This window comes from Luteolibacter sp. SL250 (assembly GCF_026625605.1).
Classification (GTDB): domain Bacteria; phylum Verrucomicrobiota; class Verrucomicrobiia; order Verrucomicrobiales; family Akkermansiaceae; genus Luteolibacter.
The window spans coordinates 4,288,095-4,312,300 of sequence record NZ_CP113054.1 but is presented as its reverse complement, the minus strand read 5'-3'; the positions used below and the strand labels follow the sequence as shown (position 1 = coordinate 4,312,300).

Genomic DNA, 24,206 nt, shown 5'->3' with positions numbered 1-24,206 from the left:
AAGATGTCCCATCACGTCACATCCGCAGACATCGCCATCAACGGCGATCACCTGGATAAATCGAAGATCGCGAAGGTGAAAACCATCGCCGGTGCCGTTGCATTGATCGGCACGCTGGTCAGCATTTACCTGCTGTTCCTCGCGCCCGAAAAGATCCGCGGCAGCTACTCCTATTCCTGGGTCTTCGCCTTCTACCTGTTCCTCACGCTGTCCATCGGCGGCGTGTTCTGGACCCTGCTCCACAACGTCTCCAACTCCGGCTGGGGGACCTCCGTCCGCCGCACGTTCGAGAACCTCGGCTCCACCTACGGCTGGATGATGCTCTTCGCCATCCCGCTGCTCTTCCCGCAGGTCCAGCAGTACCTGTATGAGTGGATGAACACCCACCGCGGCGCGCACGGCAACGTGAAGGAGCACCTCCACCACGTGGACCACCTGCTCTACAACAAGCATTGGTACATGAACATCCCGTTCTGGTATGGCCGGGTTGCCTTCTACTTCATCGGCCTCACGCTGGTCATCTTCGGCCTGCGCAAGCTGTCCACCGACCAGGACACCGACCCGAACCCGGGCACCAAGCGCCTGTTCCGCGCCCGCTTCCACTCCACCTACACCCTGATCCTGTTCGCGCTGACGATCACCTTCACCGGTTTCGACTTCATGATGGGCCTGGACTACAAGTGGTTCTCCACCATGTGGGGTGTGTATCTCTTCGCCGGTTCCGCACTGAACTCGATGGCCGTCATCATCCTGGTGGTCACCTTCCTGAAGAGCCGCGGCCACCTTAAGCACGTCACCACCGGCGAGCACTTCCACATCATGGGCAAGCTGCTGTTCGCCTTCACGGTGTTCTGGGCCTACATCTCCTTCTCCCAGTTCTTCCTCATCTGGTACGCGAACATCACGGAGGAAACCTCCTACTTCCTCATCCGGAACACCGGCAACTGGAACACCGGCATGATCGTCCTGGTCTTCGGCCACTTCGTGGTGCCCTTCGTGGTCCTCCTCCAGTCCTGGCTGAAGCGCAGCCCGAAACTGCTCTCCATCGTCGCCGCCTACACCCTTGTGATGCACGTGCTCGACCACTACCTGATCTCCATCCCGGAGCGCGGTGTGTCCCTGGGCAACATCAAGCCGGACGTCTTCGGTGCCATCCAGACCTCCATCCCCGGTGCGTTCTGGGGTGACATCCTCGCCTTCGTCACCATCGGCGCCGGATTCCTCTTCTTCCTCCTCCGCGCCCTCGGCCAGCACTCGGTCTACCCGAACCGCGACCCGCGCATCCTCGAATCCGCCAACATGTCGAGCTGATCGAACCCCACGGAATACCTAGCTTTTCTCCTCTCACATGGACTCTTCCCGCGATAATCTCTTCACCCGCTTCACCACCTTCTGGTGGGCGCTCTTCGTGTTCGTCGGATTCGGCGTGCTGCTGGCGGTCATCTGGCTGTTCAACAACTCCGAGCCGAAGAACCTCGAGGATGTCGTCGCGGAGGCCCGCTACAAGAACAAGGAGGATGTGCTGAAGGCCCAGGCCGCCGCACTCCCCCAGGAAACCATCGACAAGGCGATCTCCACCGTCGCCACCCAGCTCGCTGCCTCCAAGCCGGCGGCCGTCTCCACCGACGCCCAGATCGTCCCGGGTTCCGCCCGTGCGAAGGCGAAGGAAGCGGGCGGTTCGGTTGACCCGACCGCGATCAACAAGGCGGCAGCCGAGTCCACCGATCCCGTCGATCCCGCCGTGGTCGAAAAGGGCAAGGCCAGCTACCTCCTCTGCGGCGCGTGCCACGGCCAGAACGGCGAAGGCGTGCCGATGGCCGGTCCTCCGCTGGCTGGCTCCGAGTGGGTCACCGGCCCGGTCTCCAACCTGGTGATCATCGGCTTCCGCGGCCTCACCGGCCCCATCACCGTGGCCGGCAAGGAGCACACGGAGTTCGTCGCGGGCATGGCCCCGATGGCCGCCGCCATGACCGACGAGGACTTCGCCGCCGTCCTCACCTACATCCGGAACAGCTTTGGAAACAAAGCCTCGCAAGTGAAACCGGAATGGGTCAAAGCCTTCCGTGGCGAGATCGGCAAGCCGCAACTCCCCACCTCCGAGCTGATCAAGCCCGAAGCCAAGTAACGGACCTACAATTTTCCCTCAGACGATGTCTTCCACAGCCCAATCCATCCAGGACGCGAAACTCCGCGCCGATATCGACCGCTCGCTGCGCCATCCCGTCATGTTCTTCATGACCAGCGGCGCGGCATGGCTTGCCGTTTCGATCATCCTCGGCCTCATTTCCTCCGCGAAGGTGCACAGCCCGGAGTTCCTCTCAAGCTGCGGTTGGCTCACTTACGGGCGCGTCTTCCCGGCCCACATCGCCGCCCTCGTCTATGGATGGGGCTTCCAGGCCGCCTTCGGCGTCATGATCTGGCTGATGGCCCGCCTTTCCCGCCAGGAGTGCAAGTCCGCCGGCGTCATCCTCGCCGCCGGCCACGTCTGGAACTTCGCCGTCAGCCTCGGCCTCATCGGCATCCTCGGTGGTGCCGGGACCGGTGTGCCATGGATGGAATTCCCGACCTTCGTCTGGCCGGTGCTGCTGGTGACCTACTTCGTCATCGTCGTCTGGTCCTTCATCCAGTTCCGCGTCAGGCCGTCCGGCTACGTCTATATCTCCCAGTGGTACATCATGGCCGCCATGATCTGGTTCCCATGGGTGTTCATCACCGCGAACCTGCTGGTCTTCACCTTCAAGGGCGGTCATCCGGTCATGGCCGCGGGCATCGCCGCCTGGTTCAAGTCCGGCCTGATCTTCCTCTTCTTCACCCCGGTCGCCCTGGCGGCCAGCTACTACCTCGCGCCGAAGGTCACCGGCCGCCCGGTCTTCAGCTACTCCCTGGCCAAGCTCGGCTTCTGGTCGCTGGCCATCATCGCCCCGTGGGCTGGCATGCAGAAGCTGACCGGCGCGCCGATCCCGTTCTTCCTGCCCTACCTCGGAGCCGCCGCCACCGCGCTGCTGTTCATCCCCGCGCTGGCCGCCGGTGTGAACATCCTCCGCACCACCCTGGCCAGCCCTGAAGCGATCGAGCAAAGCCCGTCCCTGCGCTTCTCGGTCGCCGGCATCATCGGCCTGCTGGTCTTCGGCTTCGCCGGTCTGTTCCTCAACCTTCCCGGCTCCAGCCTGAAGCTGACCCAGTTCTCCCTTTCCGGCTACGGCTTCGAGATCCTGGCCCTCTACGCCTTCTTCAGCTTCACCATGTTTGGCGCCATCTACTTCATCGTGCCGCGGATCACCCGCCGCGAGTGGTTGTCCCGCCGCCTGATCAACATGCACTTCTTCTTCTCCGTCTATGGCATCATCGCCGTCTCGGTGGTGGCCCTCTTCGGCGGCCTCATGCAGGGCATTGGCCAGGAGCAGTGGATGCAGCCGTGGATCAACGCCTCCACCCGCACCTATCCTTACGCGATCTTCATCACCATCGCCTGGGCGTTCATCCTCTTTTCCAATGTTTTCTTCTTCCTCCACCTCACGTTGATGTGGCTCCGTCTGGGCCGCCGCAGTTCTCACCCGACCTTGCTCGTCTCCCATCACGGTGGCGGCAGCCCGCACGGTGCGGAAGGTGACGTCGACAACGCCGGTCCCGGCTCCGCGGACGCCCACGCCCACTAAGCACAACCGGAAATTTTCACCGCACTCATGAGCCTCCGCCACTTCATCATCGGCCTCTCGGTCAGCTTCGGACTTGCCTGGCTGTCGGTCGTCGTCATTCCGTTCGTCAAGATGCGGAACCTCGCTCCCATCGCGCTCAATGCGGAGGAGCCGGATTCCGGCCCGTATTTCCCGAAACGCACCGGCCGCGTGGCCAACGGTGCGGAAGTCTATGCCGCCAACGGTTGCTACAACTGCCACACCCAGGTGGTCCGTCCGACCTATGCCGGCAACGACCTGTTCCGCGCCGACTGGGGTGGCCTGAAGTCCGATCCGGAGCGTGGCGACACCCGCCGGGAGACGAACGCCTACGATTTCCTCGGTGAGAGCTTCGCCCACATCGGCGTGAGCCGCGTGGGTCCGGACCTTTCGAACATCGGCCGCCGCGTTGAGGCCATCTACTCCCCGGAGAACCCGGCCCGCTGGCTCTACGCCCACCTTTTCAACCCGCGCTATGAAGCGGACCGTGAGAAGTCCACCTGCCCGTCCTTCCGCTACATGTTCGAGGAAAAGCAGGTTGGCGCCGCCCTCTCCGAGGATGCCGTGACCTTCTCCGACGGCCGTTCCCCGGGCTCCGACACCACCGAGTTCCTCCCCACCTCCGACGCGAAGGCCCTCGTTTCCTACCTCCTCGCCCTGAAAAAGGACCAGCCGGTGCCCGCTTCCATCGACTTCTCCCCGAAGAAGGCAGAAGAGAAATAATTTTCCCCACAACGCATTCCTTTTCCCACCATGTCCGTGCCGAATTCCAAGCCTGACCTCGATGAGTCGATCAACGTCGCCGAGGCACATGGCCGTATCATCCGCGAAGCCGCGGCCTCCGCGCGTGAGAAGCGCATCGCCGACAACGGCCATGAGCCGGTCGGCCTCTGGTTGCTCACGACCGGCCTCGTGGTGGGCGTGATCGCAGGTGGCATCCTCGGCCACGGCGGGGATTGGTTCGGTTACCAGACGCTTTTCAAGCCCGGCTACGTCCGCGATGCCGCCCCTGGCGGTGAGGACAGTGGTCCGAAGCCGAAGGACGCCATCGCCGCCTACAGCACCCGCGGCGCGAAGCTCTACTCCGCGAAGTGCGCGGGTTGCCACGGCCCGGACGCGAAGGGCGACGGCGCGAACTACCCGGCCCTCGCCGGATCCAAGCGCGTGCTCGGCAACACCGACGCGCTCGCCATGGTCATCCTCAACGGTCTCCAGGGACCGACCAGCTCCGGCAAGACCTACGGCGCGGGCATCATGCCTCCGCAGGGTGCGGGCATGGGCGCGGAAGACCTCGCCGGCCTGATGACCTACATCCGCAACGGCTTCGGCAACACCGCGGGTGACGTCGTCACCGTGGACATGGCGAAGGCCGCGCTCGACCTCTCCGGCAAGCGCGCCAAGGCCGGCCAGGCCGTCACCGACGCCGAAGTCATGGCGGAGCACGACAAGATGCTCCCCGGTGACGCCCTTGATCCGGCGACCATGCTGAACCCGGTCACCCTCCAACCGGCCACCGAATAATTTCAGAACAACCGGCGGATCCATTCCGCCTCCTTTCCCCAACTCCACCTTCGACCCCACCGCCGCAGCCGGACCTATGAGCGCCCACGCAGACTCCCACCACGGGCATGACGCCCATCATGACGATCACCATCATCACGATCCGGGATTCCTCCAGAAATACGTCTTCTCCACCGATCACAAGATGATCGGCATCCAGTACGGGATCACGGCCATGTGCTTCCTGGCCTTCGGATTCTATCTGATGATGGTCATGCGCTGGAGCATCGCCTTCCCGCATGAGCCGCTTCCGGAGTGGATGAGCTGGGTTTTCACCGATGGTTGGAAAGCCCGCTGGCTGTCCGATGGCAAGGTGACCGGTGAGACCTACAACATGTTCGGTGCCATGCACGGCACCATCATGGTGTTCCTCGGCATCGTGCCGCTCGGTTTCGGTGCCTTCGGCAACTACGTCACCCCGCTGCAGATCGGTGCGCCCGACATGGCGTTTCCGAAGCTGAACATGCTCAGCTACTGGCTCTACCTCGTCGGTGGTCTGGTGATGTGCCTTTCCTTCTTCATGGAGTCCGGTGCGGCCAAGTCCGGCTGGACGAACTACTCTCCGCTCGCGGGCTTCGCCGACGGACAGGTGGTGAACCAGTGGCTCGCGGGCCAGACCCAGTGGTTGGTCGGCCTCGTGCTGCTCATCACCTCGTCGCTCCTCGGTTCGGTGAACTTCATCACCACCATCATCAACCTGCGCGCCCGTGGCATGACCTGGATGCGCCTGCCGTTCCTGGTGTGGGCCATGCTTGTCACCGGTTTCCTGCTCCTGCTCGCGTTCCCTCCGCTTGAGGCCGCCGGCATCATGCAGTTGATGGACCGTGTCGCCCATTCCTCCTTCTTCATGCCCTCCGGCCTGTTCACGAAGTCGGAAGGTCTCGCGGATCTCTCCGGCGGTGGTTCCCCGCTGCTGTTCCAGCACCTTTTCTGGTTCCTCGGCCACCCGGAGGTGTACGTGCTCCTCCTGCCCGCCATCGCCTGCGTCGCGGAAATCATTCCGGTGAACACCCGCAAGCCGCTGTGGGGCTACAAGTCGATGGTCTATTCCGTCCTCGTCCTCGGCTTCCTCTCCTTCATCGTGTGGGCCCACCACATGTATATGACCGGCATGGGACCGATGGTCTCCACTTGGTTCCAGACCACCACCGTGCTCATCTCGGTGCCGTCGGTGATCCTCCTCACCGCCATGATCATCTCCCTGTGGGGCGGTTCCATCCGCTTCACCCCGCCGATGATGTGGGCCTGCGCCTTCCTGCCGATGTTCGGTATCGGCGGTCTGACCGGTCTGCCGCTGGCATTCAACCTCGCCGACCTCCACCTGCACGACACCTACTACGTGATCGGCCACTTCCACTACGTGGTGGCGCCCGGCATTCTCTTCGGCCTCTTCGCCGGTGTGTATCACTGGTATCCGAAGATCACCGGCCGCTTCATGAGCCGCAAGCTGGGCCACCTCCACTTCTGGCCGAGCCTGGTCTGCATGAACATCATCTTCTTCCCGATGCTCGTCCAGGGCATGGCAGGCTTCCACCGCCGCTGGTACAACGGTGGTGACGCCTACCTCGACAAGACCGCCCTCTCCCAGGGGGTGGACAGCGCCAACGTCTTCGCCAACACCGTCGCCCATCACATCGACCTGAACATCCTCATGTCATGGGGTGCCTGGGCACTGGCCGTCGCGCAGATCCCGTTCTTCATCAACCTCTTCGGTGCCTGGAAGTTCGGCCGCAAGATCCAGAGCGACAACCCGTGGGACGCCACCACCCTCGAGTGGGCGACCCCGACGCCTCCCGGCCACGGGAACTTCACCTTCGACATCGCCACCTACCGCGGTCCTTACGAATACAGCCGTCCGGACTGCAAGGAGGACTTCCTTCCGCAGTGGATCGAACCGAAACACGGCGCCGGAGACGCGGCGGGAACCCCGGCAAAGGCACCTTCCCACCACTGACCCAGAGCTCTCCGCCCGCGGCCCGTTGAGGGCCGCCATCGGAAACCAGACATCTCTCCAAAATGGAAATTCCCTACATCGTAACACCCCGCAAGGACACCGGGCTCTTCAACTCGAAGATCGCCATCTGGCTGTTCCTGGCCTCCGAGGTCATGCTTTTCGGTGGTTTCTTCTCCGCCTACGTCTTCCTCCGCATCGGGGCTGACTATCCATGGCCGGAGCGGACCCTTCCGGTGCTTCCCGGTCTGATCAACACCTTCGTCCTCATCGGTTCCTCCGTGACCGTCGTGTTCGCCTGGGCCGCGCTGAAGATGCGCGAGTGGCGGAAATTCCAGATCTACATGTGGATCACCATCCTCTGCGCCGGACTCTTCATGGTGCTCAAAGGCATCGAGTACAGCGTGAAGTTCGGCCACCAGGCCGTCCGCCTGAACGACTACTCCATCGTCGAAGGCCACCTCGGATACGAGAAGGAGAACGGCGAGTATGTCAAAGACTACAGGGGCAAGAAGATCGAGGAGAACCAGATCGTCATCGAAGGCACCAAGTTCAGCTTCAGCACCGTCCGCTACCACGGCGCATGGGTGAAGAGCATCGCCGACCAGGCGAAACACCATGGCGCGACCGTCACCCTCGCGGAAGACGTCAAGGCGGTCACCAAGGAAGGCCAGCCGGAGGAAGTCATCGCCAAGGCGGGTGAGCCCCTCACCACCGACCTCCTCTCCAAGATCCGCGACGCGCACCTGAAGGCCCGCAAGCACAACGGCGCGCTCCGCACCGCCGCCCTCCGCAAGGAGTGGAAGGACGCCAAGGCCGCCAATCCGGATGAGACCAGCGTCGCCCTGGCCCCCAACGTCAACGTGGATGCCGCCGCTCTCGCACCGAAGCTCCTGACCGAGATCCCGACCGCGGCCTTCAACGTCAGCAAGCCGGTCCATTTCCTCTTCGCCCCGCGTGACATCCGGGAGGCAGACGGCCAGTCCCGCCTGCGGGATGACACCGTCGTCGAAGGCAAGCTCCTTGCCAGTCCCATGGTGTTCCACTACGTGGACGCGATCGACTTCCAGCACCTCGCCATGAAGGCGAAGGAGAAGGGGATCGACCCGGAGATTGCCATCGACAACTCCTGGCTGATGAAGAACGACGCCTTCGTCCGGGAAATCTGGGAATGGCACCGTGGCGAAACCGCCAAGCTTGAGGAGCGCCTGCTGAAAGACTACGGCCTTGAGAAGGACGGCAAGACCCCGAAGCGCCACCCCACCTGGAAAGAGCGCTATCGCGTCGGATGGGACAAGATCGCCGAATACTCCGAGCAGAAGAACAACATCAAGATCGGCGGATTCGACAAGGGTAAGGAGCACTTCTTTGGTCCGAACTACACCGCCCGGAACCCCAACGGCGAAGATCTCACGAAACCACACACCTTCCCGCACCTTTCCGTGCCCCGCGGTGAGATCCGCTTCGCCTCGAAATTCACCCCGTCCTGGAACACCTACTACGCCATTTACTTCACCATCACCGGTCTCCACGGCCTCCACGTGGTGGGTGGCGCGATCGTTCTCGGCTACTACCTGTTCTGCGGCCGCAAGATGTATCTCTCCAATCCCGAGTGGCTTGCCAACCGGGTGGAGGTCGGCGGCCTCTTCTGGCACTTCGTGGACCTTGTCTGGATCTTCGTGTTCCCGGTCCTGTATTTGATGTAATCCCACCCAGCAGCGAACTTTTCATCTCCCATTTCCATGGCAAATTCCCCGGAAGAAATTCAAAAGGCAAAGAAGACCTACATCTGGATCTTCCTCGCGCTGCTCGTCTGCACCGTGGTGACCGTGCTGGTCGCCACCCAGGAGTGGCTCGACTTCGGCCGCCACGGCTTCGACCATGTGGACGCCATCGTCGGCCTGGCGATCGCCACCCTGAAGGCCAGCCTTGTCGGTGCGATCTTCATGCACCTCAACCACGAGAAGAAATCGATCTACTGGATCTTCTTCGGTGCCTTCGTGTTCGCGCTGGCATTGTTCGGTCTGACCGCATTCGCGGAGTTCGACCCGATCTTCGACCCGCACTTCTTCGGCAAATAATCCTCCAACCCGGCACTTCCCATGTCACTCAAAGGCTTCCACATCGTCTTCGTCACCGTGAGCACCCTGCTCTTCGTGTTCCTCGCGCTCTGGGCCTTCGTCTACATGCAGGAGGCCACCACGCTGACCCGTGTGCTCGGCGGCATCGGCATCGCCGGAGCCACCGTGATGCCGGTCTATGGCGTCCTGTTCTACCGTAAGGCCACCCGCCTCCACCTCTGACCCCATCACAGCCATGATGTTCCAATCTCCGCTCGCGTGCGCCACCTGCCAGGCCAACATGGCCGCCGGTGGTGGTGATGCCGCAGGGTATTCGATCTTCTTCCTGTTGATCGTGATTCTCGCCGTCCTCGGCGGCGTGATCTTCTTCATGGCGCGCATGATGCGGCGGGAACAGGCCAGCCTTGATCCGGCGCTGCAGGACGACTACGTCCGCCCCTCGTCCACGACCCATTCCTGATTTCTCCCATTCCGATTCGTCTTTTCCATGAGCCCTTCCAAGTTCCTCGGCATTCCAGAAAACTTCTCCCTCCACGGCGCGGACGTGGACCACATCATCGATGTCGTCCACTGGTTCATGATCGCGCTTGGTGTGGGCTGGACGATTTTCTTCCTGTTCTGCCTCTTCCGCTTCCGCCAGTCGCGCAACCCGAAGGCATCCTATGAAGGCGTCCGCAGCCACCTTTCCAGCCACCTTGAGATCGGCGTGATCATCATCGAGGCCGTGCTCCTCCTGGGCTTCGCCTTCCCGCTGTGGGCGGACCGCACCGACAAGTGGGACCACGTGCAGCGCCAGAACCCGAACCGCGTCCGCGTCGTCGGCTGGCAGTTCGGCTGGACCTACCACTATCCCGGCGCTGACGGCAAGTTCGGCCGCATCGACTCCGCCCTCATCAGCGGCACCAACCAGCTCGGCATCGACTACAGCGACCCGAACGCCCTGGACGACTTCACCGCGCCGCTGCTGAAGCTTCCTCTCAACCGTCCGTCCGTCCTCAACATCGGCAGCCTGGACGTCATCCACAACTACTCCATCATCCCGATGCGCATCCAGCAGGACGCCATCCCCGGGAAGGAGATCCCGATGTGGTTCACCCCCATCGCTCCGCTGGAAACCTTCGTCGTCTGCGGACAGCTCTGTGGTGAAGGTCACGGCAACATGACTGGCACCATGGAAGTGGTTCCCGCCGCCGACTTCGACAAGTGGGCGGAGGAGCAGACCAAGGCCGCGCTCGAGGCGAACCAGAAAGCCCAAGCCGCCAAGGCTCCCGCATCCCCTGCGGAACAGGCCGCTCCAGCCCCGGCCCCGCAGCCCGCTCCGGTCGAACCGCAACCGGCGGCTCCAGCTCCAGCCCCCGCGCAGTAAGCGGCTTTCCTCCCGGTCCTCCGCGATGGATCCCATCGACCTTGACCGCGAGGAGTTCCGGAACCTTCTGGCGGAGATCGGCCGCACCCGGATGCCCTTCGGGAAATTCGGGATCAGGGAATACCCGCCCGCCGGGGTTCCCATCATGGACCTGCCGCCGGAATATCTCGCGTGGTTCAAGGAACGTGGATTTCCCAAAGGCCGCCTGGGCGAGCTGATGGCCCAGGTGAACGTCATCAAGGAAGTCGGCATGGATGCCGTCTTCGATCCCATCCGCCAGGCGATGGGCGGCCGGTTCCCGCTGCGGCAGAAGCCACGCAGGTCGTTTGATTTCGAGTGAGGCGTGCGAGGGGTAGCGAATCTCGTGAGAGATTCGGCGGGGCGTCGATCTCCTGGCAAATCCGCTCCAGTCCCCCGCGGACTTCCCCCCAGCCGAAGGTCTCACGACCTTCGCTACCCCTCATGATTTGCCTACTTGCCTAACCGCGGACAAACGCGGACTTTCCTCCCCGATGGAATCGACGAACAGGGTCTTCGTGGTGATGGGGGTTTCCGGCAGCGGAAAATCCGTGGTGGCTTCCGAGGTGGCGCGGAAAACGGGCGGCGCGGTGCTCGACGGCGATTTCCTCCACCCGCGGGCGAACATCCTCAAGATGTCCTCCGGCCAGTCCCTCAACGACGACGACCGCGCGCCATGGCTCACCGCCCTGAATGACGCCGCCTTCGCCATGAAGCGCACGAACGCCTATTCGTTCATCGTCTGCTCCGCGCTGAAGGCACGCTACCGCGACCGCCTGCGGGAGGGGAATCCGGAGCTCACGTTCATCTACCTGAAGGGGAGCCATGACCTCATCCTCGGCCGCATGCAGGCGCGCGCGGGGCATTTCTTCAAGCCGCAGATGCTGGTCACCCAGTTCGAGGCACTGGAGGAACCCACGGAGAATGAGACGGACGTGATCGTCGTCCCGATCGATCAGACGCTGCCGGAGGTGGTGGACGCCGTGATCGCCCGGATCACCGCCGGATCCTGAATCCGCGGAAGGATTTCCTCCGGGGACACCCCGGCATCCCTCATCGCGGCGATGGCCAGCGCGTCATGGCGCTTCGCCAGCCGCTTGCCGCTTTCGTCCAGCACCAGCGGGTGGTGGAGATAGACCGGCTCCGGCAGTCCCAGCAGCTCCTGCAGCAGGCGGTGGACATGGGTGGAGTGGAGGAGATCCTCTCCGCGCGTCACATGGGTGATTTCTTGAAAGGCATCATCCACCACCACCGCGAGATGGTAGGCCGTGCCGATGTCCTTCCGCGCCAGCACCACATCCCCCAGCAAGTCCTCATCCACCACGGCCACGCCGTGCATCAGGTCATTGAAGGTGAGCCGCCGCCCCGCGCGGCACGCCGCCTTTCCGGCATCCAGCCGCCAGGCGTGGGAAAGGCCGGAGGAGAGCTTTTCATCGCGGATCTCCGCAGGCAGCTCCCGGCAGGTGCCCGGGTAGATGGGACCCTCCGGTCCTTGCGGGGCACCCATCTCATGGATCTCCCGCCGGGTGCAGAAGCATGGATAGACCACCTCCATGTCCTTCAGCCGCTCCAGCGCCGCATCATAGGCCGGGATACGTGCGGTCTGGCGCAGGGGAGCGCCCTGCCAGTCCAGCCCCAGCCACCGCAGGTCCTCCTCGATGCCGCCGTAGTATTCCTCCCGTACGCGGGTCAGGTCGATGTCCTCATGGCGCAGCAAGAAGACGCCGCCGTGCGCGTCCGCCAGCGCCTTCGCCACCCACGCGGCCATCGCGTGGCCGAGGTGCAGCTTTCCCGTCGGGCTGGGAGCGAAGCGGGTGCGGACGGTCATCGGTTTTTGGGATCGTTCTCGGGATGATAAACCACCCGTTGGTGGATCGCCCCAATGCGGATGGGACCCAGCGACCTGCTGTCCAGCACATTGCGCGGATTATCCCCCAGGATAAAAACGTGGTTGTCCGGTACCACCAGCGGAAACGTCACCCGTAGGGGATACGGATCCTTCACTGGAGGCGGCGGGCCTTTCGCGGGACCGCCTCCGGCATCATGTTTCACCCCGTTGATCCAGATCACGCCGTCCCGCACGCTCACCTTGTCGCCCGGCTTTGCGACGATCCTGCCCATCAGCCACTGGCTGGAATCATCCGGGATGTGGTCGAGGTGGGTGTATTTGACGATCCAACCCCTCTCGACGGAGTTGATGCCGCCGCTGAAATTGGTGGTGAGGATCAGGTCACCGTGCTGGATGGTGGGGTGCATTTCCCGGCTGCCATTCAGATGGCCTCCCCACCAGCCGGTTTCTCGGGTGATGTAGAGCACCATGCACAGCACTACCAGGAAGATCACCACGGCGGTGACAAGCGTCCTGCGGGGACGGGTGGGGGAGGGGTGCATACCCACATCCTGCGGAACGGGAGCCGCTACCCACAAGGGAAACCGGAACGACCGCCCATCGCAGCTTGTGAAAAATTTCACAATCCACTTGAGGCAACCGCCTGCCGTGGGCAGAGTGACCGCGATCCCGTCCCGCTATGGTTACCGACTCCTCCTCGATCGCTCATGCCGCCTATGATTCGAAGATCGAGGGCAACGTCATCTTCACCCAGTTGGATGCGGCGATGAACTGGATGCGGAAGAACTCGCTGTGGCCGATGCCGATGGGCCTGGCCTGCTGCGCCATCGAGCTGATGGCGACCGCCTCCAGCCGCTTTGACATCTCCCGCTTCGGCATGGAGGTCATGCGTTTTTCCCCGCGCCAGAGTGACGTGATGATCGTCGCCGGCACGGTGACCTACAAGATGGCGCTCGCCGTGAAGCGCGTCTGGGACCAGATGCCGGAGCCGAAGTGGTGCATCGCCATGGGTGCCTGCGCTTCCAGCGGCGGGATGTACCGCAGCTACGCGGTGCTCCAGGGCATCGACCAGCTCATCCCGGTGGACGTGTATATTTCGGGCTGCCCGCCGCGGCCGGAGGCCCTCATCGAAGGCATGATGCGCCTGCAACGGAAGATCGAGGGCGAAAGCGCCGTCGAGGACCAGAAGCGCTCGATGATCGAGGAGATGGCCTGATTTCCCCCGAACGAGAAACTTTCCAACGAAATGGCCAAAGGAGAAGACACCGCGAAGCTCAACGAAGTTTTCGGAGCGAAAGTCGCTGGAATCACCGAGTTCCGGGGCGAAACCACCCTCCATGTCGCATTGGCGGATCTCCACTCCGTCCTCGGGAAATGCCGGGATGACCTCGGTTATGAGCTGGTGCTGGACATTTCCAGCATCGACCACTTCGGTGACGATCCCCGTTTCGAGGTCGTCTATGAACTCGCCACCCTGGACGACGCCCGGCACCTGCGGGTAAAGGCGAAGGTCAGCGAGGACGAGGAAGTCCCCAGCGCCGTGGACATCTGGGCGGGTGCCGACTGGCATGAGCGCGAGGTGTGGGATATGATGGGCATCCGCTTTTCCGGGCACCCGAACATGAAGCGCATCCTCATGTGGGAGGGCTACCCGTTCTTCCCGCTGCGGAAGGATTTTCCGCTCGCTGGACGTCCGACGGACATGCCGGATGTGGCGTTCACCGGCGTGGCTCCGCTGGAGGGCGGGCCGTTCGTCACCAGCGCGGGCGCCGCGGATGTCATCCGCCGTGAGCCGCGTGCCCGCGTCATCGACTGATGCGGTTGTCCACGGAGCGATTCCTGTTTCCAACCCCACACCGAAATGCGATGCTGCGGTGTGTACTTTTCGGAACTGAGGCACCGGCTGAGATCGATCTTGTCGGCGCGTGCCTCATGGGGGGTGGTCTTTTTCCTGGTCGCCGTGCAGGTGCTGGTCTCCATCGCCGGTGGGCATGAGGGGCTGCCGTGGATCTTCCAGAAATTCGGGCTCAGCCGGAGCGGAGTCTCGGACGGAGAGGTGTGGCAGTTGTTGAGCTACGGGTTGTTCCATGGCGGCCTGCTGCACGTGGGGATCAACTGCCTGTGCATCGTGATGATCGGAGCGCGGGTGGAACACGTGCTGGGGAAGGGGAGGGTCGTGAAAACCCTGGCCGCCGGGGTCATCGGCGGCGGATTGGCGCACCTGATGATGGATGACGGCGGGCCGCTGGTGGGGATTTCCGGCGGCTGCGTGGCCCTTCTCATCCTGCTGACCACCCTGTCACCGGACTCGAAGATGTGGCCCATCCCGGTTTCCGCCCGGACGCTGGGCATCGGCGTCATGGTGGCGGAGCTCATTCTCGCCCTCGTGGATCTGAATCCTGACATTCCCGGATTCACGAAAGTGGTGCAGGTGTTCACTGACGCCGGGCTTGCCGGGCAGGGATACAGCATCGGCCACGCCTGTCACTTCGGTGGAGGCATGGCCGGGTTTTTCATGGGGCTTTGGCTGCTGCGGCCACCGGTGACCATCGCCACCCTCCGCCGTGAGCGGGAACGGAGGGAGGCGAGGAAGATCAAATCCGGGGGAGTATAGCCTGGCTCCCCGTCAGTCGCGGCGGAATCCACCGCTGCGTCCGCCGTCACCGCCGGATGGCGCCTGTTGGCGGCTTTCCCGCTGGAAACTGGGAGCTTGGCGCTGCGGAGGAGCGGGGCGGTCAGGTGCCAGCCTCACCGGGTTGTTGAATCCGGATGGGGTCGGGCGGCTGCTTTCACGGGATCTTTCGGAACGGAACTGGGGCCGCTCCGGTGCCTGCGGGCGGAACTGCGGGCGCTCCGGTGCCTGTTGGCGGATCTGGGGCCGGAACTGGGAACGGTCCGGGGCATCCGGGCGACGGAAACCGCCATCCCGGTCCGGACGTCCGAAGCCCGAGGAGTCCCGCTGTGGCGGGCGGACAAAGGGTGAGCTGTCCCGGCCCGGGCCGCGTCCACGGTCGTTGTCCGCTCCGGGGAACTGGCGCTGGACGGGGACGTTGCCACGTCCGAAGTCCCTGCGGTCATTGTCCGACCGGCTGCGGTCAAACCCGCCGGAGCGGCCGCGGCCATAGTCGGAACCGGGCTGGAACCTCGATCCCGAATCACGCTGCCTGACCTCGTTCGCCCACGAGAAGTTGCTGCGGCGGTAGAGGGACTCCCGGTTCTGGTAGCCGGAGAGCGTGTGGGTTCTCACCCGGCTCGGTGGCGGACAGTAACGGCTGCCCGGGCGCCAGCCGTGGGGGTGCGGCACCCCATAAACGATCGGTGGCCGGAATCCGACCGGGTAGTAGCCGTAGAGGAAGGGATCGTAATACGCCCGGCGGTGATAGTCGTAGTAGCTGTGGCAGTAGGGGTCATACCCCCAGCGCGGGTCGCCGGTGCTGATGAAGACGGAAGTGGAGTAGGATCCGCTGGAATAGCCACCGCCGTAGCCATCGGAGTAATAGGGATCGTAGGCGCAGGAACTGACGAGCACTGCGGCGGTGAGTCCGGCTGCGGCGGCAGCCAAGCGGCGAAGGGTTTGCTTCATGAGAATAAGACTCGCCGTTCCCGGCGGGTATTCGACGATTTTTTCAAAGAATTTTGATTGCCGTGCTCAGGCGCATTGACAGCCTTGGTTCGACTCGGGTTTCCTATGCGGACATGGAAGTGGATTTCATGGCTGCCGTACTCCGGCTGTCGTGCGTCCGTTCTCCGGAGTGCCATGGGTCGTGTATTATTATGTATTTACATTTGCCCTTGTAATTCCGCTTTCATCCGACCATATTCCGAGCAAAACCCTGCTAAAACCCCATGCAATTTGGATTCCCGAAAACCTCCCCGTCGTGCCGATCACGGGGATTCTCGCTCATCGAGCTCCTGGCGGTGATCGCCATCATTTCCATCCTGATGACCGTAGCTGCCATCGGCGTGGGTGGGGTTCTGGGGGGGAAAGGTACGGGGACCGGAGTGGCGACGGCGGAAGCCGTTTTTGATGAGGCCCGGGCCGCGGCGGTCAGCAAGCGGACCCGCTCGCGTGTTCTGATTGACGTTTCCGACCCGAAGAACCGCGACAACTACCTCCGCCGCATGTTCGTGGTTTATGAGGAGCTGGATGACAGCGGGCTGCCGGAGACGGATAACTGGGTGGTGGCCGGCCGGGCGCTGTTCCTGCCGGACCAGACATACTTCAGCCGCGCTTTCAGCACGAAGGATCATTCCGGTGCGGGTGGTACTCTGGAGCAGATGACCTTGAGCAATGTGAACCGCACGTTCCAAGGGGAGTACCTCTACTATGAATTCAACGGTGAAGGCATCTGCGCCACTCCCGGCGCCAGCTTCGTCATCGGCACCGGTGCCCGCAATCCGGGGGATCCCAAGCCGGTGGTCACCGCCTCCACCAAGCGCGACTTCGGAGGATTCGTGGTCTGGCGCAACGGGCGCACTTCCGTATTCCGCAGCCCGGAGCAGATGAATCTGCCCAGCGACGTCAAAAATTTCTGAATCTGTTCATGAAAACCCAACCTATGGCCAAAAAATCCGGCTTTACCCTGCTGGAAACCGTGATCGCGATCGGCGTGCTCGCCGTGCTGCTCACCGGCTTCATGTATGTCTTCGGTCCCGCCGCCACCGGTATCCGCAAGGCGATCAACGTGCAGGAGGCGGATCGTCTGGCATCCACGCTCGAGCGCGAGATGACCACCGTCCGCGACCGGGAATCCTCCAAATACGACAACGGATTTGAAAAGGGATACGACTGGATCGAGTCATCCTACAAGCCGGGGGAGGCGATCTTCGTCTACCAGTACCGTGGTGATCCGGCGGACCAACGGCCGGATGGCACCCTGAAAGCCATGGCGAAGGCTCAAGGCAGCCCGGGCAAGGACTATGTGGTCCAGCCGATGGCACGCCGTCTGAATGACCCCCTTTTCGCGGAAGACATCAAAGCGATCGAAGGTGGTCTGTTCATGGTGAAATGCCTCCAGCTCACCTACACCGGCTCAAGGGATGAACTGGAAGCGAAGGCGTCCTCGAAAGGCCGCATCACTTCTCCGGATGGATCCGGCGGAGGCAGCGTGGACAACTATCCCGACGCGGTGATCGCGTTTGCGGCGGAGTTTTACAGCATGCCCGCGAAGTCGATGGATTACCTGAAGAGCACGCCCTTCTCCAAGATCTTCGAGTCCGACTCCAATCCCATTTTCCGCCGGAACCTCGCCGTCCGCCGCTGAATCCCACTCTCCCCTGCGACATGAAAACCCTTCCAACAAACGCCCGCCGCAAGAAAGGCTTCACCCTCATCGAGCTGATGGTGGCGATGACGATCACCACCATGATCGTGACCGTCCTCGTCTCGATCACCGCCATCGCCCTCGACACCTGGACGCGCAGCCGCTCGGAGATCCGTGCGAACCGCCAGGCGAAGTCCATGCTGGACACCATGGCGCGCGACCTCGAGGCGCTGGTGAACCGCCGCGGTGCGAACACCGAGTGGCTTTCCGCGGTCACCGAGCCGGTTGAGGCAAAGGGAGCCATGCCGGCCATCGACAGCCCCAGCTCCTCCAGCCTCATTTTCTACACCTCGCCGACCGACCGCTACAATGGAGAGGTTTCCGAGGAGGAGAAAACCGTCGGTGATGTTTCCTGCGTCGGCTACCAGTTGAAATACCAGGACCCGATCCAGGCGAAAGGATCGAAGGAGATCCCGACGTTCGTGCTCTACCGGAACCTGGTGAATCCCGACGATACCTATGACAAGCTGCTTTCCAAGTCGAACCGGACCGCGACCAGCCTCCGCTCGATGTTCGATGAGGCGTTCGGCTCTGAAACCGATGACCCGAACAACTTCGTCTGCGAGAACATCTTCCAGTTCACCATCACGCTCAACGTGAAGGTGGAGCGTTCGTTCGCACGGGGTGCCTCAACCGTGGAGGTACCGATCACCCTTGGTGGCGCGAACGCGACCGCCACCGAGTTCCGCCTGGAGGCGGGGAACATCATCACCGACTTCAGCGCCCGTTCGACCGAAGTTTCGGACGAGGAACTCAAAGGCGGATCCCTCACCTCCGTGGAGGTGTCCATGTCGGTCCTGACGGACTTCGGGGTGGAGCAGATGCGGGTGCGTTCCTTCAAGACACCCACGGAGCAGGCGGAGTTCCTCACGAAGAACTCCTACCATTACTCCAAGCTGGTTCCAGTCGCCACTCCCTGAGCGGAGTGGTGGGGAAGGGGGAGCCCACGAACATCTCCTCCACAGATTGCCGCGCTCACGGGATTCCATGAGCGCGTCTTCTTTTGTGGAGGCCTCCGTCATCTTTCCCGGAAAAAAAGGGGGGCCGCTCCCCTGTAAGCCGGATTCTGTCCACCCTTGCGGGCTGGACGGCCATTTCTCTCACCCCGTTCTCACGGGGCGCTCCGCTCGCGCGGAGTGCGACTAATACCCGGGGATCGAACGGACGGGCAGCCCTTCCCCTGTTTTGTCTTGCACCACGCGGGGTTTGCCGTGCCACCTCGGTTGCCCTCGGCGCGGTGGGCTCTTACTCCACCGTTTCACCCTTACCTGTGTCCTTGCGGACCATCGGCGGTATGCTTTCTGTTGCACTTTCCGTCCGGGTCCCTCGCGGTTCCCGTCCCCCGTTTTCACGAGGCGCGTTGCCCTATGGTGTCCGGACTTTCCTCAACCATCCTTGCGGAGGATTGCGGCCGTCCGGGGAGCGGCGAGGGGGAAACTGCGGGTTCCCGGCCCGGAATCCAAGCAAAAGCTGCGGGATTTCACCCGATCCAGAACACATCCACCACGAACCAGAGGACCATCAACACGCCGCCGACGATTTTCACCGCCATCCCGGCGAGGGTTCCCACTACCGAGCCGACGCCGGAACTGGCCGCGAAAGTAGGCTTCTTCTTCGCGAACAGCATCTCCGCCGCGAATGCGCCGATCAGCGGGCCGAGCAGAAGCCCGAACGGGAGGAAAAAGATCCCCACGATGCTGCCGGCAAAGGCTCCCACAGCGCCCCACCGGGTGCCGCCGAACCAGCGGGTGCCCGCCGCACCGCTGGCGATCTCGAAGGCTTGGGAGGCAGCCAGCAGCAGCACCAGCACGAGGAAAGACCACCACTCCAGTCCCGATCCCTCCCGGCCGAGCATCACGCGGTGGGCCACCGCCCCGATGAGGATGATGAGATGGCCCGGCAGGACCGGCAGCACGCAGCCCACCAGTCCGGCCACCATGAGGCAAATGGTCACCACCCAGGCGACGCCGGCGCCCACTCCATTCCAGTAGTCCCAGCCGGAAATCGCATCCCACATGCGTCTGGATATAGCCTGCTTGATGTGGGTCCGCAACTTCACACGGCGTTTCCGGTTGAGTTGCGGACCGGGAGCCCGTACCCTCCGGCTCCACGAACCATTGATCCCTATGATCGTCCGTTTCCTTTCCCTGCTCGCTGTTTTCGTGCCCTTTTCCCTGTCCGCCCAGGCGCCGGAAAGCGTGATGGTGGTGGAAGCCTACTCCGGAAAAATCCTCGTCGCCTCGAACGCCGGCCAGAAACGGCCGGTCGCCAGCCTCAACAAGATCGCCACCGCAGTGGTTGCCATTGATTGGGCGACCGCTTCCGGCAGGGACATCGCCACGGTCATGATCACGGCACCGCAGACGGTTGCCCTCGTCGGCGGGCCGAATCCCATGAACCTGCAGCCGGGAGACCGGCTGTCGCTCCGGGACGCGCTTTATTCCGCGCTCCTCGGTTCGGACAATCTGGCCGCACTGACCATCGCGGACCACGTTGGGCGGGACCTCCTCGTCCGCCGTGGCCGGGATGGCGATCCGGTGGCGGCGTTCGTCGCGGAGATGGGGCGGCTCGGCCAGGCGGTGGGCATGACCCAGACGAACTTCGTGAATCCCCACGGGTTGGACATCCGGAACACCAAGGGCTACTCCACCGCGGCGGACATGGCGAAGCTTTCCGTCTATGCCATGCGGCGGAATGCGTTCACCTTCATCGTCCGCCAGCCGAACCGGAATGTGACGGTTTCCGGGCCTGGTGGAGACCGGAAGTACCTGGTCCGGAACACCAACCAACTCGTCGGTGAGCCGGGGATCCTGGGCATCAAGACAGGCACCACCAACGCGGCCGGCCAGTGCGTCGCCGTTTGCATGGACCGCGAGCCGCTCGTCCGGATGAAGGCGGACGGCAACAAGGGGGCCACCCCGCGCCGCCTGATCGTCGTCGTTCTCAACAATCCGCAGCGTTTCGACCGCGCCCGCTCGCTCATCCGGCAGGGTTGGTCGATCTATGATCCCTGGCTGGCTGCAGGCGCACCGGTGAATGACCCGAAGCGTGAAATCCTTGCGATTCCTCCGGCCCAGTGATGAGAATCCGCGCGTTCCGGAACGGCTGCTGCTGCTCGGGCAGTGAACAATAATTTACTCATGCGAATCGGTATTCTCAACAGCGGCGGCGACTGCCCCGGACTCAATGCGGTGATCCACGGTGTGGTGGGGGCTGCGGACCAGCTCGGCTGGGAAGTGATCGGTTTCCGTGACGGCTTCGAGGGATTGCTCCCACCGGGTGACTACAAGGTCCTCAAGCCGAAGGACACCATCGGCATCCTGAAGATGGGCGGAACCATTCTGGGAACCACCAACAAGGGGCACTTCGCCGCGAAGGTGGGGAAAGGGGATGTGGCGGAAGTTTCCGAAATGATCATCGCGAAGGCGAAGCGCACCATGGACCAGCTCGGCATCGAGGCGCTGGTCATCGTCGGTGGGGACGGCTCGCTCACCACCGGCCTGCAGCTTTACCGCGCCGGATGGCCCATCGTCGGGGTGCCGAAGACCATCGACAACGACCTCAGCGCCACCGCCATGACCTTCGGCTTTGACAGTGCCGTGACCACCGTGGTGGACGGGCTGGACCGCCTGCACACCACCGCGGAGAGCCACAAGCGGGTGATGGTGCTGGAGGTGATGGGCCGGCACGCCGGATGGATCGCCCTCTGGGGTGGCATCGCCGGTGGTGCGAACGTGATCCTCCTGCCGGAGGTTCCCTTCAGCCTGGAAAAAGTTTCGGATTTCATCAAACAACGGGATGCCCAGGGCCACCACAGCACCCTGGTGGTGGTGGCGGAGGGCGCGAAACTCCCGGACGGCGACCTGGTGACCCTGAGCGGGAACGCCGGCGGCGAGATCCGCCTCGGCGGCATCGGCGAGTGTGTCGCGAAGCGCCTGGAAGCACTGACCGGGAAAGACACCCGGGCCTGCACGCTCGGCCATCTCCAGCGCGGCGGTGCGCCCACCGCGCTCGACCGGATCCTCGGCGTGCGCTTCGGTGTCATGGCGGTGAAGCTCGCGCAGGAAGGCGCGTTCGGCCGCATGGTCAGCTATCAGGCGTACCACGTGGATTCCGTACCAATCGAGGAGGCGGTGAACAAGCTGCGCCTGGTGGAACCCGATGGTGAACTGGTGCAGGCGGCGAAGGCCGTCGGCATCTGCCTGGGAGACTGATGGGAGGTTGAAAGTTGATGGTTGAGTGTTGAGGGTGAAGAGTCAGAATCGGGGCGAGTCCTGATCGTCCGTCACTCTCAACACTCAACCTTCCACCCTCAACTTCTCCAAACCAATGTCTTCCGATCCGCTCCTCCAGGTTCTCCGCCACAAGGCCCGCTTCTCCGACCAGGAACTGGCGGACCTGCTTTCCCTGACGCCTGAGGCAGTCGCGTCGCAGATCGCCGGCTGGGAGAAGGACGGCACCATCCTCGGCTATCATGCCGTGGTCGATACGGAGCAGTCCGGCGATACCTCCGTCTCCGCGTTCATCGAGGTGAAGGTGACCCCGGAGCGTGGCGGCGGCTTCGACCGTCTGGCCCTGCGGATCTCCCGCTTCGACCAGGTGGTTTCCTGCTACCTGGCCAGCGGCGGTTATGACCTGATGGTCGTGGTGGACGGCGCGGACCTGCGCGAGGTCGCCCTCTTCGTGTCGGAGAAGCTCAGCACGCTGGACGGTGTGATCTCCACCGCCACCCATTTCCGCCTGAAGACCTACAAGGAAAACGGCTTCCTGTTCGAAAAGAACACCTCCGCCGAGCGGCTGGCTGTCAGTCCGTGAGGATGACCGGGCGCCCGGGGGCAGGGGAAAGGCCATCATTTCACTTGGCAAGTGTCGCGCGGCCGGTCTAACCCGGCGCGCGATGTTTTCCCATGAACCCATAGAGTGGCCGGATGAGGTGGAGGTGCTTGTCGATCGTCTCGAGACGGAGGCGGCGGAGCGGAAGCTGACCCGCGAGGAGCGGGCGCTGATGGATGTGTATGAGACCGTGGCCTTGGTGGATGGGGAGGACGGCCTCCACGCCTTTTGGCAGAGCGGGATGAACCACCAGCGGGTGATCAATTCATTCGAGCTGGTCGGTGCGACCACCTTGGTCGATCCGCTGAACGCGAGCCGCTGGTGTGAGACCCGCCCGGAGGACCGCTACGACTACAGCGAGACGGAGGAGGAGTATCTCTGCACCATCGAGGAGGAGTTTTTCGAGGGGATGGACGAGCTGGTGGACATCGTCCTCACCTACATGGAGGAAGAGCTGGGCGAGTGAGGTATTCTTGAGGGGGAGGGGCTGGATTTTCTGCGGATTCGTGTGAGGTTCCGCGCATGAAAAAGCTCGGGTTCCTTTCCTTCGGCCACTGGACGCCTTCACCGCACTCGGGCACCCGCTCGGCATCGGACGCGTTGTTGCAGTCCATCGACCTGGCGGTGGCGGCGGAGGAACTGGGGATGGATGGCGCTTATTTCCGGGTGCACCATTTCGCGCGGCAGTTGGCGTCGCCTTTCCCGTTGCTCTCGGCCATCGGCGCGCGGACGGAGCGGATCGAGATCGGCACGGGGGTGATCGACATGCGGTATGAGAATCCGCCCTACATGGTGGAGGATGCGGGAGCGGCGGACCTTATTTCGGGCGGGCGTCTCCAGCTCGGGATCAGCCGGGGTTCTCCGGAACAGGTCATCGATGGCTGGCGGCACTTCGGGATGGAGCCGGGTGAGAAGGAGACGGACCAGGACATGGCGAGGAAATCGACGGAGGCCTTCCTGAGACTCCTGTCCGGCAATGGCTTCGCGAAACCGCATCCGCGCCCGATGTTCCCGAACCCGCCGGGGTTGCTGCGGCTGGAGCCACACTCCGAAGGACTAAGGGAGCGCATCTGGTGGGGCTCCGCATCGAACGCGACGGCGGTGTGGGCTGCGGAGATGGGCATGAACCTGCAGAGCTCCACCTTGAAGTGGGATGAAACGGGGGAGCCGTTCCATGTGCAGCAGGCCAGGCAGATCCGTGCCTACCGGGAGGCATGGAAGGAAGCCGGGCATGCCCGTGAGCCGCGTGTCTCCGTCAGCCGGTCGATCTTCGCCCTGATGGATGACCGGGACCGCCACTACTTCGGCGCGGAGGGCAGCCGGGCGAAGGACGAGACCGGCGTGATCGATGAAACCACCGCCATCTTCGGACGTTCCTATGCCGCGGAGCCGGACCGGCTGGTGGATCTGCTGAAAGCCGATGAGGCCATCGCGGAGGCGGACACCCTGCTGCTGACGGTGCCGAACCAGTTGGGAGTGGACTACAACGTCCATGTGCTCCAGTCGTTGCTGGAACACGTGGCCCCGGGCATGGGCTGGCGTTGATGCGG

28 protein-coding genes and 1 other RNA gene are annotated in these 24,206 nt (G+C 63.2%); 24 read left to right on the top strand and 5 right to left on the bottom strand.

Features of this window, described 5'->3' with window-relative positions; all coding sequences use genetic code 11:
• Positions 1 to 3: 3 nt before the first annotated feature.
• From OVA24_RS18620 to gntK, 13 genes are all read left to right on the top strand, one after another.
• On the top strand, positions 4 to 1,311 hold the full coding sequence (locus tag OVA24_RS18620; RefSeq protein ID WP_267671626.1) for a hypothetical protein: 1,308 nt from the start codon (positions 4 to 6) through the stop codon (positions 1,309 to 1,311).
• A gap of 37 nt (positions 1,312 to 1,348) precedes the next feature.
• Positions 1,349 to 2,125 carry a c-type cytochrome gene (locus tag OVA24_RS18615; protein ID WP_267671625.1) on the top strand — a complete coding sequence of 259 codons (777 nt, stop codon included), beginning with the start codon at positions 1,349 to 1,351 and terminating at the stop codon, positions 2,123 to 2,125.
• Positions 2,126 to 2,150: 25 nt separating this feature from the next.
• A complete protein-coding gene (locus OVA24_RS18610) occupies positions 2,151 to 3,656 on the top strand; it encodes a cbb3-type cytochrome c oxidase subunit I (RefSeq protein WP_267671624.1) in 1,506 nt (501 codons plus the stop codon).
• Between the two features lie 27 nt (positions 3,657 to 3,683).
• A complete protein-coding gene (locus tag OVA24_RS18605) occupies positions 3,684 to 4,397 on the top strand; it encodes a cbb3-type cytochrome c oxidase subunit II (RefSeq protein WP_267671623.1) in 714 nt (237 codons plus the stop codon).
• A gap of 30 nt (positions 4,398 to 4,427) precedes the next feature.
• Positions 4,428 to 5,195: a c-type cytochrome gene (locus OVA24_RS18600; protein ID WP_267671622.1), complete on the top strand. Its 768-nt coding sequence runs from the start codon at positions 4,428 to 4,430 to the stop codon at positions 5,193 to 5,195.
• Positions 5,196 to 5,271: 76 nt separating this feature from the next.
• Positions 5,272 to 7,188 carry a cytochrome c oxidase subunit I gene (locus OVA24_RS18595; protein ID WP_267671621.1) on the top strand — a complete coding sequence of 639 codons (1,917 nt, stop codon included), beginning with the start codon at positions 5,272 to 5,274 and terminating at the stop codon, positions 7,186 to 7,188.
• 62 nt (positions 7,189 to 7,250) lie between these two features.
• Positions 7,251 to 8,891, top strand: coding sequence for a cytochrome c oxidase subunit 3 (locus OVA24_RS18590; protein ID WP_267671620.1), 1,641 nt, complete (start codon positions 7,251 to 7,253; stop codon positions 8,889 to 8,891).
• 36 nt (positions 8,892 to 8,927) lie between these two features.
• Entirely contained in the window at positions 8,928 to 9,266 is a 339-nt protein-coding gene (locus OVA24_RS18585) for a cytochrome C oxidase subunit IV family protein (RefSeq protein WP_267671618.1), read from the top strand.
• A gap of 21 nt (positions 9,267 to 9,287) precedes the next feature.
• Positions 9,288 to 9,488 (top strand): hypothetical protein, encoded by a 201-nt coding sequence (locus OVA24_RS18580; RefSeq protein WP_267671617.1) that lies wholly within the window; start codon positions 9,288 to 9,290, stop codon positions 9,486 to 9,488.
• 13 nt (positions 9,489 to 9,501) lie between these two features.
• A complete protein-coding gene (locus OVA24_RS18575) occupies positions 9,502 to 9,726 on the top strand; it encodes a hypothetical protein (protein WP_267671616.1) in 225 nt (74 codons plus the stop codon).
• Positions 9,727 to 9,753: 27 nt separating this feature from the next.
• The gene (locus tag OVA24_RS18570) at positions 9,754 to 10,632 is read left to right on the top strand and encodes a cytochrome c oxidase subunit II (RefSeq protein WP_267671615.1); all 879 of its coding nucleotides are present in this window, start codon (positions 9,754 to 9,756) and stop codon (positions 10,630 to 10,632) included.
• A 25-nt stretch (positions 10,633 to 10,657) separates the two neighbouring features.
• Entirely contained in the window at positions 10,658 to 10,972 is a 315-nt protein-coding gene (locus OVA24_RS18565; RefSeq protein ID WP_267671614.1) for a putative quorum-sensing-regulated virulence factor, read from the top strand.
• A 172-nt stretch (positions 10,973 to 11,144) separates the two neighbouring features.
• Positions 11,145 to 11,663 carry a gluconokinase gene (gene gntK / locus OVA24_RS18560; RefSeq protein WP_267671613.1) on the top strand — a complete coding sequence of 173 codons (519 nt, stop codon included), beginning with the start codon at positions 11,145 to 11,147 and terminating at the stop codon, positions 11,661 to 11,663.
• Here the strand turns inward: gntK and gluQRS are convergent.
• Entirely contained in the window at positions 11,606 to 12,478 is an 873-nt protein-coding gene (gene gluQRS / locus OVA24_RS18555) for a tRNA glutamyl-Q(34) synthetase GluQRS (protein WP_267671612.1), read from the bottom strand. The two genes, gntK and gluQRS, sit on opposite strands and share 58 nt — an antisense overlap.
• The gene (gene lepB / locus OVA24_RS18550) at positions 12,475 to 13,041 is read right to left on the bottom strand and encodes a signal peptidase I (protein WP_267671611.1); all 567 of its coding nucleotides are present in this window, start codon (positions 13,039 to 13,041) and stop codon (positions 12,475 to 12,477) included. The genes gluQRS and lepB overlap by 4 nt, the downstream gene beginning before the upstream one ends.
• Before the next feature lie 137 nt (positions 13,042 to 13,178).
• On the opposite strand from lepB, the gene nuoB reads away from it, so the two are divergent.
• The 3 genes from nuoB to OVA24_RS18535 are packed head-to-tail and all read left to right on the top strand — an operon-like array spanning position 13,179 to position 15,113.
• Positions 13,179 to 13,715, top strand: a complete 537-nt coding sequence (nuoB, locus tag OVA24_RS18545) for an NADH-quinone oxidoreductase subunit NuoB (RefSeq protein WP_267671610.1) — start codon at positions 13,179 to 13,181, stop codon at positions 13,713 to 13,715.
• Between the two features lie 30 nt (positions 13,716 to 13,745).
• Positions 13,746 to 14,315: an NADH-quinone oxidoreductase subunit C gene (locus tag OVA24_RS18540; protein ID WP_267671609.1), complete on the top strand. Its 570-nt coding sequence runs from the start codon at positions 13,746 to 13,748 to the stop codon at positions 14,313 to 14,315.
• Positions 14,316 to 14,360: 45 nt separating this feature from the next.
• The gene (locus tag OVA24_RS18535) at positions 14,361 to 15,113 is read left to right on the top strand and encodes a rhomboid family intramembrane serine protease (RefSeq protein WP_267671608.1); all 753 of its coding nucleotides are present in this window, start codon (positions 14,361 to 14,363) and stop codon (positions 15,111 to 15,113) included.
• 12 nt (positions 15,114 to 15,125) lie between these two features.
• Here the strand turns inward: OVA24_RS18535 and OVA24_RS18530 are convergent, their stop codons facing one another.
• Positions 15,126 to 16,082, bottom strand: a complete 957-nt coding sequence (locus OVA24_RS18530) for a hypothetical protein (RefSeq protein ID WP_267671607.1) — start codon at positions 16,080 to 16,082, stop codon at positions 15,126 to 15,128.
• Positions 16,083 to 16,345: 263 nt separating this feature from the next.
• Between OVA24_RS18530 and OVA24_RS18525 the strand changes: the two genes are divergently transcribed.
• Genes OVA24_RS18525 through OVA24_RS18515 form a run of 3 tightly spaced genes read left to right on the top strand, consistent with a single transcriptional unit; the run spans position 16,346 to position 18,743 of the window.
• Positions 16,346 to 17,035 (top strand): pilus assembly FimT family protein, encoded by a 690-nt coding sequence (locus OVA24_RS18525; RefSeq protein ID WP_267671606.1) that lies wholly within the window; start codon positions 16,346 to 16,348, stop codon positions 17,033 to 17,035.
• An 8-nt stretch (positions 17,036 to 17,043) separates the two neighbouring features.
• Positions 17,044 to 17,763: a type IV pilus modification PilV family protein gene (locus OVA24_RS18520; RefSeq protein ID WP_267671605.1), complete on the top strand. Its 720-nt coding sequence runs from the start codon at positions 17,044 to 17,046 to the stop codon at positions 17,761 to 17,763.
• 20 nt (positions 17,764 to 17,783) lie between these two features.
• Positions 17,784 to 18,743 carry a PulJ/GspJ family protein gene (locus OVA24_RS18515; RefSeq protein WP_267671604.1) on the top strand — a complete coding sequence of 320 codons (960 nt, stop codon included), beginning with the start codon at positions 17,784 to 17,786 and terminating at the stop codon, positions 18,741 to 18,743.
• Between the two features lie 119 nt (positions 18,744 to 18,862).
• Here the strand turns inward: OVA24_RS18515 and rnpB are convergent.
• Positions 18,863 to 19,250, bottom strand: an RNA gene (rnpB, locus tag OVA24_RS18510) — RNase P RNA component class A.
• Between the two features lie 53 nt (positions 19,251 to 19,303).
• Positions 19,304 to 19,840 carry a DUF456 domain-containing protein gene (locus tag OVA24_RS18505; RefSeq protein WP_267671603.1) on the bottom strand — a complete coding sequence of 179 codons (537 nt, stop codon included), beginning with the start codon at positions 19,838 to 19,840 and terminating at the stop codon, positions 19,304 to 19,306.
• A 109-nt stretch (positions 19,841 to 19,949) separates the two neighbouring features.
• On the opposite strand from OVA24_RS18505, the gene OVA24_RS18500 reads away from it, so the two are divergent.
• From OVA24_RS18500 to OVA24_RS18480, 5 genes are all read left to right on the top strand, one after another.
• Positions 19,950 to 20,903: a D-alanyl-D-alanine carboxypeptidase family protein gene (locus tag OVA24_RS18500; RefSeq protein ID WP_267671602.1), complete on the top strand. Its 954-nt coding sequence runs from the start codon at positions 19,950 to 19,952 to the stop codon at positions 20,901 to 20,903.
• A 60-nt stretch (positions 20,904 to 20,963) separates the two neighbouring features.
• Entirely contained in the window at positions 20,964 to 22,037 is a 1,074-nt protein-coding gene (locus tag OVA24_RS18495) for a 6-phosphofructokinase (RefSeq protein ID WP_267671601.1), read from the top strand.
• Positions 22,038 to 22,152: 115 nt separating this feature from the next.
• Positions 22,153 to 22,638, top strand: coding sequence for an Lrp/AsnC family transcriptional regulator (locus OVA24_RS18490; protein WP_267671600.1), 486 nt, complete (start codon positions 22,153 to 22,155; stop codon positions 22,636 to 22,638).
• 82 nt (positions 22,639 to 22,720) lie between these two features.
• The gene (locus OVA24_RS18485) at positions 22,721 to 23,122 is read left to right on the top strand and encodes a DMP19 family protein (RefSeq protein ID WP_267671599.1); all 402 of its coding nucleotides are present in this window, start codon (positions 22,721 to 22,723) and stop codon (positions 23,120 to 23,122) included.
• A 56-nt stretch (positions 23,123 to 23,178) separates the two neighbouring features.
• Positions 23,179 to 24,201 (top strand): LLM class flavin-dependent oxidoreductase, encoded by a 1,023-nt coding sequence (locus tag OVA24_RS18480; RefSeq protein ID WP_267671598.1) that lies wholly within the window; start codon positions 23,179 to 23,181, stop codon positions 24,199 to 24,201.
• Positions 24,202 to 24,206: the final 5 nt, after the last annotated feature.

Bases quoted from the DNA above. Each gene is read 5' to 3' on its own strand.
- OVA24_RS18495 (WP_267671601.1), top strand. From the start codon at position 20,964: ATGCGAATCGGTATTCTCAACAGCGGCGGCGACTGCCCCGGACTCAAT.
- gntK (WP_267671613.1), top strand. From the start codon at position 11,145: ATGGAATCGACGAACAGGGTCTTCGTGGTGATGGGGGTTTCCGGCAGC.
- OVA24_RS18515 (WP_267671604.1), top strand. From the start codon at position 17,784: ATGAAAACCCTTCCAACAAACGCCCGCCGCAAGAAAGGCTTCACCCTC.
- OVA24_RS18485 (WP_267671599.1), top strand. From the start codon at position 22,721: ATGTTTTCCCATGAACCCATAGAGTGGCCGGATGAGGTGGAGGTGCTT.
- OVA24_RS18520 (WP_267671605.1), top strand. From the start codon at position 17,044: ATGAAAACCCAACCTATGGCCAAAAAATCCGGCTTTACCCTGCTGGAA.
- OVA24_RS18530 (WP_267671607.1), bottom strand. From the start codon at position 16,082: ATGAAGCAAACCCTTCGCCGCTTGGCTGCCGCCGCAGCCGGACTCACC.
- OVA24_RS18595 (WP_267671621.1), top strand. From the start codon at position 5,272: ATGAGCGCCCACGCAGACTCCCACCACGGGCATGACGCCCATCATGAC.
- OVA24_RS18540 (WP_267671609.1), top strand. From the start codon at position 13,746: ATGGCCAAAGGAGAAGACACCGCGAAGCTCAACGAAGTTTTCGGAGCG.
- OVA24_RS18570 (WP_267671615.1), top strand. From the start codon at position 9,754: ATGAGCCCTTCCAAGTTCCTCGGCATTCCAGAAAACTTCTCCCTCCAC.
- OVA24_RS18580 (WP_267671617.1), top strand. From the start codon at position 9,288: ATGTCACTCAAAGGCTTCCACATCGTCTTCGTCACCGTGAGCACCCTG.
- OVA24_RS18615 (WP_267671625.1), top strand. From the start codon at position 1,349: ATGGACTCTTCCCGCGATAATCTCTTCACCCGCTTCACCACCTTCTGG.
- OVA24_RS18605 (WP_267671623.1), top strand. From the start codon at position 3,684: ATGAGCCTCCGCCACTTCATCATCGGCCTCTCGGTCAGCTTCGGACTT.
- OVA24_RS18505 (WP_267671603.1), bottom strand. From the start codon at position 19,840: ATGTGGGATGCGATTTCCGGCTGGGACTACTGGAATGGAGTGGGCGCC.
- OVA24_RS18480 (WP_267671598.1), top strand. From the start codon at position 23,179: ATGAAAAAGCTCGGGTTCCTTTCCTTCGGCCACTGGACGCCTTCACCG.
- OVA24_RS18525 (WP_267671606.1), top strand. From the start codon at position 16,346: ATGCAATTTGGATTCCCGAAAACCTCCCCGTCGTGCCGATCACGGGGA.
- OVA24_RS18610 (WP_267671624.1), top strand. From the start codon at position 2,151: ATGTCTTCCACAGCCCAATCCATCCAGGACGCGAAACTCCGCGCCGAT.
- OVA24_RS18600 (WP_267671622.1), top strand. From the start codon at position 4,428: ATGTCCGTGCCGAATTCCAAGCCTGACCTCGATGAGTCGATCAACGTC.
- nuoB (WP_267671610.1), top strand. From the start codon at position 13,179: ATGGTTACCGACTCCTCCTCGATCGCTCATGCCGCCTATGATTCGAAG.
- OVA24_RS18620 (WP_267671626.1), top strand. From the start codon at position 4: ATGTCCCATCACGTCACATCCGCAGACATCGCCATCAACGGCGATCAC.
- OVA24_RS18490 (WP_267671600.1), top strand. From the start codon at position 22,153: ATGTCTTCCGATCCGCTCCTCCAGGTTCTCCGCCACAAGGCCCGCTTC.
- gluQRS (WP_267671612.1), bottom strand. From the start codon at position 12,478: ATGACCGTCCGCACCCGCTTCGCTCCCAGCCCGACGGGAAAGCTGCAC.
- OVA24_RS18535 (WP_267671608.1), top strand. From the start codon at position 14,361: ATGCGATGCTGCGGTGTGTACTTTTCGGAACTGAGGCACCGGCTGAGA.
- OVA24_RS18500 (WP_267671602.1), top strand. From the start codon at position 19,950: ATGATCGTCCGTTTCCTTTCCCTGCTCGCTGTTTTCGTGCCCTTTTCC.
- OVA24_RS18585 (WP_267671618.1), top strand. From the start codon at position 8,928: ATGGCAAATTCCCCGGAAGAAATTCAAAAGGCAAAGAAGACCTACATC.
- OVA24_RS18565 (WP_267671614.1), top strand. From the start codon at position 10,658: ATGGATCCCATCGACCTTGACCGCGAGGAGTTCCGGAACCTTCTGGCG.
- OVA24_RS18575 (WP_267671616.1), top strand. From the start codon at position 9,502: ATGATGTTCCAATCTCCGCTCGCGTGCGCCACCTGCCAGGCCAACATG.
- lepB (WP_267671611.1), bottom strand. From the start codon at position 13,041: ATGCACCCCTCCCCCACCCGTCCCCGCAGGACGCTTGTCACCGCCGTG.
- OVA24_RS18590 (WP_267671620.1), top strand. From the start codon at position 7,251: ATGGAAATTCCCTACATCGTAACACCCCGCAAGGACACCGGGCTCTTC.